The organism is Nonomuraea sp. SBT364 (assembly GCF_001083785.1).
GTDB lineage: Bacteria > Actinomycetota > Actinomycetes > Streptosporangiales > Streptosporangiaceae > Nonomuraea.
Genome location: NZ_LAVL01000289.1, coordinates 1 through 5,493 on the forward strand (window position 1 = coordinate 1; position 5,493 = coordinate 5,493).

At 76.1% G+C, this 5,493-nt stretch carries 2 protein-coding genes; both read right to left on the reverse strand.

Going from position 1 to position 5,493, the window contains the following annotated elements; all coding sequences use genetic code 11:
* A partial coding sequence (locus ADY59_RS46330; protein ID WP_197094187.1) for a beta-ketoacyl synthase N-terminal-like domain-containing protein occupies positions 1-1,338 on the reverse strand: 1,338 nt, incomplete at its 3' end.
* A gap of 4 nt (positions 1,339-1,342) precedes the next feature.
* Positions 1,343-5,493: type I polyketide synthase (locus ADY59_RS46335; RefSeq protein ID WP_053175826.1), on the reverse strand; the 4,151-nt coding region annotated here is incomplete at its 5' end.

Here is a 5,493-nt window from a genome sequence, read left to right on the forward strand (position 1 = left end):
GTCCTGGCGGGGCAGCGGCAGCGGGTCCGTGACCGGCAGCACGGTGCCGTCGGCGGGGGTGGCGGCGGCCGGGGTGGTGAGGTTGAGGCTGGGCGGGACGAGCTCGTTCTCCAGGATGAGCACGGTCTTGATGAGCCCGGCGACCCCGGCGGCGGCCTGGGTGTGGCCGATGTTGGTCTTGACGGCGCCGACCCGGAGCGGCCGCTCGGCGGAGCGTCCGCCGAAGACGTCGTGCAGGGCCGACAGCTCGATGGCGTCGCCGAGGTGGGTGCCGGAGCCGTGTGCCTCGACGTAGTCGATCTCGCCGGGGGTGACGCGGGCGGCGGCGAGCGCGCGGGTGATCACGTCGGCCTGGGCCTTGCGGCTGGGGGCGGTGAGCCCGTTGCTGCGCCCGTCCTGGTTGACGGCCGAGCCGCGCAGCACGGCGCGGATGCGGCGGCCGTTGGCCAGCGCCTTGGACAGTGGTTCGAGCACGACGAGGCCGCCGCCCTCGCCCATGACGTAGCCGTCGGCGGACTCGTCGAAGGTCTTGCACCGGCCGTCGGAGCACATCATGAGCCCGGCGCACGCCTGGATGTAGAGCGTGGGGTGCAGCGACAGCGACGCGCCGGCCGCGAGGGCCAGGTCGCACTCCCCCCGGCGCAGGGCCTGGGCGGCGAGGTGGACGGCGATGAGCGAGGAGGAGCAGGCGGTGTCGACGGTGAGCGTGGGCCCGATCAGGTCGAGCTGGTAGGCGATGCGCCCGGCGGCGACGCTGGGGATGGCGCCCTGGCCGAGGTACGGGTCGGACAGGGCGTCCCGGCCCTGGCGTTCCATCTGGAGCCTGCCGTACTGGAGGGTGTCCATGAAGCCGACCATGACGCCGGTGCGGCTGCCCCTGACGCGTGACGGTGACAGGCCGGCGTTCTCCAGGCCCTCCCAGGCGAGTTCCAGGAGCATGCGCTGCTGGGGGTCCATGCGGAGCGCCTCGCGGGGCGACAGGCCGAAGAAGTCGGCGTCCCAGCCGGCGACGTCGTCCAGGAAGGTGCCGTAGCGGGTGTAGATGCCGCCGGGGGCGCGCGGGTCTGGGTCGTAGTAGTCGTCGATGTCCCAGCGGGTGGACGGCACTTCGCGGACCGCGTGGCGGCCCTCGCGGAGCAGGTCCCAGTAGCCTTCGGTGGTGCCGGAGCCGCCCGGGTAACGGCAGGCCATGCCGATGACGGCGATGGGCTCGTCGTGGCGCTCCTCCACCTCGGCGAGGCGGCGGCGGGTCTGGGCCAGTTCGACGGTAGCGCGTTTGAGGTAGGCGCGGAGCTTGTCCTCGGTCCCCATCGGTCGAGCCTTTCCGGTCGCGGTCATGTCGTCACAGTTCGTTGTCGATGAGGGCGAAGATCTCCTCGTCCGACGCGGAGTCGATCTTGTCCATCACGTCACCGGCGTCCGCGAGGGCGGCGCCGAGCTTGGTGAGCGCGCCCTGCAGGATCGGCACGAGCCGGCCTCGGATGGCGTCTCCCTCCCCGTTGGCGTTGAGGAGCAGGTCGTCGATCTGCTCCAGCGCCTTGCGCAGCGTGTCCTCGGGTGAGGGCGGCGCGGGGGCGAGGACGCCGGCCAGGTAGGCGGCCAGCGCGTTGACGGTGGGGTGGTCGAAGACGAGCGTGGGCGGCAGGCGCAGGCCGGTGTCGGCGTTGAGCCGGTTGCGCAGTTCGACGGCGGTGAGCGAGTCGAAGCCGAGCTGGTTGAAGGGCCGGTCGAGCTCGACGCTTTCGGGGCTGCCGTGTGCCAGGACGGCGGCTACCTGGGCGCGCACGGTGTCGACGAGCAGCCGCAGCGCGTCCTGCCGGGGCAGCGTGGCCAGGCGGGCGGCGAGCGCGCCGGGGCCGGCTCCGGCGGTGGTTCCCGAGGTCCGGCGGGGGGTGCGGACGAGTCCGTGGAGCATGGGCGGCAGGTCGCCGGCCTCGGCCCTGGCGCGTAGCCCGGCGGTGTCCCAGCGGGCGGCGACCATCAGGGGGTCGGGGCTGGTCAGGGCCGTGTCGAACAGCTCCAGCCCTTGGTCGACGGTGAGCGGGGCGATGCCGGCGCGGGCGAGCCGGGCGACGTCCGTCTGGGTGAGGGCGCCGGTCATGCCGGATTCGGTGTCCCAGAGGCCCCAGGCGATCGACACGCCGGTCAGGCCGAGCTCGCGCCGGTGGGCGGCGAGGGCGTCCAGGAACGCGTTCGCCGCCGCGTAGTTGCCCTGGCCGGGGTTGCCGAGCACGCCGGCGAGGGAGGAGAACAGCACGAAGAACGACAGCGGGCGGGAGAGCGTGAGCTCGTGCAGGTGCCAGGCGGCGTCGGCCTTGGGCCGCAGCACCGTGTCGATCCGCTCGGGGGTCAGGCTCTCCACCAGCGCGTCGTCCAGGACACCGGCGGTGTGGACGACCCCCGCCAGCGGCACGTCGGCCAGCAGGGCGGCGAGTGCGTCGCGATCGGCCACGTCGCAGGCCGCCACCGTGACGTGCGCGCCGAGTCCTCGCAGTTCGGCGGCCAGGTCACCGGCGCCCGGCGCCGCCTCGCCGCGCCTCGACACCAGCAGCAGGTCCCGCACCCCGTGCCCGGTCACCAGGCGGCGCGCCACCAGCGCGCCCAGCCCACCGGTGCCACCCGTCACCAGCACCGTGCCGGAGATCTCGGGCAGCGGCCGGGGGTCGGGCTTGCGGCGGGCCAGGCGCGGGATGAGGACTTTGCCGCCGGCGACGCGGACCTGGGGTTCGCCGGTGGCGGTGACGAGGGACCAGTCGGTGTGGCCGTCCTCGGTCTCGGCCAGGACGAACCGGCCCGGCTGCTCCGACTGCGCCGAGCGCACCAGCCCCCACACGGCGGCCGCCGCCGGGTCGCCCGGGCGGGTGGCGAAGACCACGGTGGTGTCGTCGGGCTGCGCGGCGACGGCGTCCAGGACGCGCGTGGTCAGCTCGCGTACGCGGGCGGGCACGCCGGGCTGGTCGCTGACGCACGGGATCACCACCGGGTCGGCGGCTCCGGCCGCGGCGGCGGGGGCCTCGACCCAGTCCACGCCGTGCGCCGGGGTGCCGGCGGCGGCGGCGCGGCGGGGCGCGGCGGCCCGGACGCGCAGGGAGCCGATCGACAGGACCGGCGCGCCGTCGGGGGCGGCCGCCTCGACGAGGGTGTCCTCGCCGTCGGTGACGAGCCGTACGCGGAGCTCGGGGGCCTGGGAGGCGTGCAGCGCCACGCCGCCGAAGGCGAACGGCAGCCGCAGCTCGTCGTCGCCGCCGGCCAGCACGAGCGGGTGGAGCGCGGCGTCGAGCAGGGCGGGGTGGATGCCGAACCCGTCCGGGTCCACCTCGTCGGGCAGCGCCACCTCGGCGAACAGCTCACCGCCCCGCCGCCACACCGCGCGCAACCCCTGGAACGCCGGACCGTACTCGTAACCCCGCTCCGCCAGCCGCTCGTAGCCGCCCTCGACCTCGACCGGCTCGGCGTCGGCCGGCGGCCACGCCTCGGCCCACGCGTACGGGCCGGCGGCCGGGGCGCCGGGGGTCAGGGTGCCGGAGGCGTGCCGCTGCCAGCCGTCGGGGGTGCGGGAGTGGATGGCGACGGCGCGGCGCCGCTCGTCGCCGGGCGGGTCCACGGTGACCTGGAGGGTGACGGCGCCGCTCTCGGGGAGGGGCAGCGGGGCCTCGATGACGAGCTCGTCCAGGCGGCCGCACCCGGCGTGGGCGCCCGCTTCGAGGGCGAGCTCGGCGAACGCGGCGCCGGGCAGCAGCGCGCCGCCTTCGACGGCGTGGTCGGCGAGCCACGGCGCGCCTCTGACCGACAGCGGCCCGGCCAGGACGTACGCGTCGCCCGCGACGGGGACGACCGCGGCGAGCAGCGGATGCCGGGAGCCGTCGATGCCCGCGCCGATGGGGCGGCTGGGTGCCTCGTGGTCGCCGAGCCAGTAGCGGCGCCGCTCGAAGGCGTAGGTGGGCGGCTCCGCGGCGGGGTACGGGGCGGGGGCGAGCGCGGTGAGCCAGTCGACGCCGGCGCCGAGCACCCAGGCGTGGGCGAGCGCGGCCAGCATGCGCGGCCAGTCGCCGGCGCCGCGCCGCAGGGACGCGCAGACGCCCGCGGTGATGCCGGCGGCGTGGCGGCTGTCGTCGGCGTCGGCGCCGAGCACCGGGTGCGGGCTGACCTCGACGAACAGCGGGGTGCCGGTACCGGCGAAGGCTCTGATCGCCTCGTCGAACAGCACCGGGTTGCGCAGGTTGTCGTACCAGTAGCCGGTGGTGAGCCGGCCCGGCTCGATGAAGCGCCCGTCGAGGGAGGAGCAGAAGGCGATGCCGGTTTCCCGCGGCCGTACGCCGTCGAGGGCGGCGGCGAGTTCGTCGGCGATGGGCTCGACGAGCGGGGTGTGGGAGGCGTAGTCGACGGCGATGCGGCGCACGCGGACGCTGTCGCCGCAGGCGGCGGCGAACTCGTCGAGGGCGGCGTCCTCGCCGGCGACGACGCAGGAGGCGGGGCCGCTGTGCACGGCCACCCAGAGGCGGCCCGTCCACGGCTCGATCCGGGTCAGGGTGTCGGCGGCGGGCAGGGCGACGGCCATCATGCCGCCGGTGCCGCTGAGCCGGAGCAGCGCGCGGGAGCGCAGGGCGACGACCCGCGCGGCGTCCTCCAGCGTGAGCGCTCCGGCGACGCAGGCGGCGGCGATCTCGCCCTGGGAGTGGCCGAGGACGGCCGTGGGGTGGACGCCGAGCGAGCGCCACAGCTCGGCGAGGGAGACCATGACGGCGAACAGGACGGGCTGGATGACGTCGGTGCCCTCCAGGGCGGGCGCGCCGTCCGCGCCGCGCAGCACGCCGACGACGGACCAGCCGGTGTGCGGGCGCAGCGCCTCGTCGCAGGCCAGCAGCCGGTCGCGGAAGACGTCGCTGGTGTCCAGGAGGTCGACGGCCATGCCCGCCCACTGGGAGCCCTGGCCGGGGAAGACGAACACGGGCCTGGCGGCGGGCAGCGCCTCGCCGAGGAAGGCGGCGGCGTGCGGGGTGCCGCCGGCGAGGGCGTCGAGCGCGGCGAGCAGTTCGGCGCGGTCGCCGGCCACGACGGCGGCGCGGTGCGCGAACGCGGCCCGGCGGGCCAGGGCCCGGCCGGTGGCGCGCAGGTCGTCGTCGGAGGCGGTGGCGGCGTAGCGGCGCAGCCGCCCGGCCTGGGCGCGCAGGGCGGTCTCGGTCTTGGCCGACACCGTCCAGACGAGCGGCTCGCCGGTCGTGGCGGGCTCGGCGGCGGTGGCGGGGACGCCTTCGAGGATGACGTGCGCGTTGGTGCCGCTGACGCCGAAGCTGGAGATTCCGGTGCGGGCCGGCCGGTCGGCGGGGAGTTCCACGGCCCGGGTGGCCACGCGGACGCCGCCGGAGTCCCAGTCGACGTGCGGGGTGGGTTCGGTGACGTGCAGAGTGGGCGGCAGCACACCGTGCCGCATCGCCTGCACCATCTTGATCACCCCGGCCACCCCGGCCGCGGCCTGCGTGTGCCCGATGTTCG